This is a genomic window from Dietzia sp. Cai40, from assembly GCF_014145165.1.
Classification (GTDB): Bacteria; Actinomycetota; Actinomycetes; order Mycobacteriales; family Mycobacteriaceae; genus Dietzia; species Dietzia natronolimnaea.
On the sequence record NZ_JAALEB010000277.1, the window covers coordinates 1 to 3786 of the forward strand.

The 3786-nt window shown below is 71.5% G+C and carries 3 protein-coding genes; all 3 read left to right on the forward strand.

From position 1 onward, the window contains the following. The coding region (locus G6022_RS10970; protein WP_241731166.1) for a lipase family protein at positions 1–1385 on the forward strand (1385 nt) is incomplete at its 5' end. Positions 1386–1414: 29 nt separating this feature from the next. Next, the gene (locus G6022_RS10975; protein WP_182639818.1) at positions 1415–2863 is read left to right on the forward strand and encodes an FAD-binding protein; all 1449 of its coding nucleotides are present in this window, start codon (positions 1415–1417) and stop codon (positions 2861–2863) included. A gap of 285 nt (positions 2864–3148) precedes the next feature. Further along, positions 3149–3786: decaprenylphospho-beta-D-erythro-pentofuranosid-2-ulose 2-reductase (locus tag G6022_RS10980; protein ID WP_182691566.1), on the forward strand; the 638-nt coding region annotated here is incomplete at its 3' end.

Genomic DNA, 3786 nt, shown 5'->3' on the forward strand with positions numbered 1-3786 from the left:
CGTGCGCGGTCGCCGGCACCCCCGCAGGCGCCCAGCCCCGGACCGTCGATCACCCGCCGGCCGCGCTCTCCCCCGGGTCCGTCGACCCCGGACCTGTCGACTCCGGACCCGTCGACCCCGGACCTGTCGACCCCGTGGCCGCGTTCCGCCCGGTCCCACCCGACCAGCGCACCCCGGAGCGGTATCTCCCGAGCCCCTCGCCCGACCCGTGGTACTCCTCCCCTCCCACCGTGGACCCCGACACGGCTCCCGGCACCATCCTGGCCACGCGTCCGGTGTCGATCCCGCCGCACAACGTCCGCAACTTCGGGCGCGGATGGCAGGTCCTGGTCCAGAGCTCCGACTCCCACGACCGGCCGCACCAGATCGTGTCGACGATCATCGAGCCGGCCACGCCGTGGCCCGGCCCGGATCCCCGGCCGCTCGTGTCGTTCAACGTGACCATCGATTCGCTGGGGCTGACGTGCATGCCCTCGCACGTCCTGCCCCACAAGTTCAACATGGAACTGCCGCCCTTCCTGCAGATCCTCGCCGATCGTGGTTACGGGCTCGTCCTCACGGACTTCCAGGGCCCCAAGGCCGCCTACGCGGCGGGACGGGCCAACGGCCGGGCCGTCCTGGACGGGATCCGCGCGGCCCGCGCCTTCACCCCGGCCGGCGACCCGGGTCCGCTCTTCTCCGGGTCGCGCGTGGTCCAGGTGGGGTACTCCGGCGGGGGTATCGCCACGGGATGGGCCGCCCAACTGCAGCCGGTGTACGCCCCCGAGCTCACCGGTGTGCTCGTCGGGTCCTCCGTAGGCGGGGTCCCCGCCGACTACGCGGATCTGTTCGACACGATGGACGGGACGCTCGCCTCCGGCCTCTACCGCGCCGCCGTACTGGGGCTGGCCCGCGAGTACCCGCAGTTGTACCCGCTGCTCAACGACACCGGTGATGTGGTGGCGCACCAGCTCCGCGACGCCTGCGCGTCGACCAACACGGTCGGCGGACTCGCTCCCTTCCCGCTGTCGGCGCTCACCGACGTCGACCCCCGCACCGATCCCACGGTGATCGAGGTCATGGCGCGGAACCGACTGGGACGCGCCGACCCCGCCCACGGGGCGGATCCCCGCGAGGTCCCCACCGGGCCCGTGCAGGTGTGGCACGCCGACGCGACCGTCCCGATGGGCCCCGGCCCGGGCTCGTCGCAGGGCCCCGGGGACACCTTCGTCCCGGAGTGGACCGCCCACAGGCTGGTCGACGAGTGGTGCGCGGCGGGTGCGGACGTGGAGTACACGCCCGTGGCCGGAGAACACGTGACCGGCGCCTACACGGCGGTCGGACCCGCTCTCGACTGGGTCGACGCCCGCGCCCGGGGCGTGCCGATCACCACGGGGTGCCGCTGATCGCCGACCCCGGCGGTAACCTCGACCGGGTGAGCACCACGCAGCAGCCCCCCCCGGCCCAGTCCGCCCTGGACACCGAACTCAAGCGACTCACCGGCTGGGGACGCACCTCGCCGGCCGTGAGCCATGTGCTCACCCCGCGCTCGGTGGAGGAGATCTCGGCGGCCGTCGCGGCGGTCAACGACGCCAACGCCTCCGGTCCAGCACACCTGCAGCGCGGGGTCGTGGCCCGGGGACTCGGCCGCTCGTACGGGGACAGCGCGCAGAACTCCGGCGGCCTCGTGCTGGACATGAGCCGCTTCAACCGCATCCACGAGCTCAACGCCGAGAAGGCGCTCGCCGTGGTCGACGCCGGTGTGAACCTGGACCAGCTCATGCGCGCCGCCCTGCCGTTCGGCCTGTGGGTGCCGGTCCTGCCGGGCACGCGCCAGGTCACCGTGGGCGGGGCGATCGGACACGACATCCACGGCAAGAACCACCACTCGGCGGGGTCGTTCGGCAACCACGTCACCCGGATGGAGCTGCTCGTCGCGGACGGCCGCGTCCTCACCCTCGAGCCCGGTGGGACGTCCGACGACCCCGGGGGCACGCTCTTCTGGGCCACGGTGGGCGGCAACGGCCTCACCGGCGTGGTCCTCAAGGTGTGGATCGCCATGACCCGCACCGAGACCGCCTTCTTCCTGGCCGACTCCGATCAGACGGCCTCGCTCGACGAGACCATCGCGCTGCACACCGACGGCTCCGAGTCGAGGTACACCTACTCCTCGGCGTGGTTCGACGCGATCAGCGCACCCCCGAAGCTCGGCCGCGCGGCGGTGTCCCGCGGTTCGCTCGCCACGCTGGCCCAGCTCGAGGAGTACGCACCCAAGCTCGCCAGGGACCCGCTGGCCATGAACGCCAAGCCGCTGGTCACGTTCCCGGACGTGTTCCCCAACGGCCTGGCCAACAAGTTCACCTTCGGCCCCATCGGCGAGGTCTACTACCGCCTCGGCGGCACCTCGCGGAACAAGATCAAGACCCTCCCGGCCTTCTATCACATGCTCGATCTCTTCGGGGAGTGGAACCGCGCGTACGGGTCCGACGGCTTCCTGCAGTACCAGTTCATCGTCCCGCCCGGGGCGGTCGACGGGTTCAAGGAGATCATCGGCGACATCCAGCGGTCGGGCCACTACTCGTTCCTCAACGTGTTCAAGCTCTTCGGACCCGGCAACCAGGCCCCGCTCTCGTTCCCCATGGAGGGGTGGAACGTGTGCGTGGACTTCCCCATCAACGACCGCCTGAACGCGTTCGTCAACGAGCTCGACGCCAAGGTCATGTCGATGGGCGGCCGGCTCTACACCGCCAAGGACTCGCGGGTCCCGGCCGAGCGTTTCCACGCGATGTACCCGCAGATCGACTCGTGGATCGCCACGCGCCGCGGGATCGACCCCCACGGGGTCTTCGTCTCCGACATGGGCCGGCGTCTCGAACTGCTCTGACCCGGGGGCTGTACAGGCGGTCGTCGGCGGGCCCACAATAGGGTGACCCCGGACGACGAGGGTCGCCCGGAGGCCGATCGGGAGTCCGCCATGATCCTCCGCACCGTCGCCGCCGCCGTCGTCCTCGTCGCCGTCTCCCCGCCGTCCACCGCGTGGAGACGGGCACCGCGGAGGCCTCCCCCGGCCTCGCCCGCGGTCCGTCCACCCTCTCGGGGTACGCGCCCCGCCGGGTAGTCCCGGCCACCTTCCCCGTTCCGGCGGGAAGGCCTCGGTAGACTCCTGCGCATGATCAATGCCGTCGGCGTCCCCCAGACCCTGCTCCTGCTCGGAGGCACCTCCGAGATCGGCCTGGCGATCTGCGGGGAATACCTCCAGCAGGGGCCGATGCGCGTCGTGCTGGCCTGCCTCCCCGGAGACCCGGGCATCGAGGACGCGCGCGCCGAGATGACGGCCGCCGGGGCCACCGCCGTCGACGTGGTGGACTTCGACGCCGCCGCCACCGACTCCCACCCGGCCGCCTTCGAGCAGATCTTCGCCGGGGGCGACGTCGACGTGGCGATCGTGGCTTTCGGCCTGCTCGGGGAGAACGAGGAACTGTGGTCCGATCAGCGCAAGGCCGTGCAGATCGCCCAGGTCAACTACACCGGCGCCGTCTCGGTGGGCGTGCTGCTCGCCGAGCGGATGAAGGCGCAGGGTTACGGCCGGATCATCGCCATGAGTTCGGCCGCCGGACTCCGCGCCCGCCGCTCCAACTTCGTCTACGGCTCCACCAAGGCCGGACTCGACTCCTTCTACACGGGCCTGGGCTACGCGCTCGACGAGTACGGGGTGGACGTCCTGGTGATCCGCCCGGGTCAGGTCCGCACCCGCATGTCCGCGCACGTCAAAGAGGCACCGCTCACCATCAACAAGGACGACGTCGC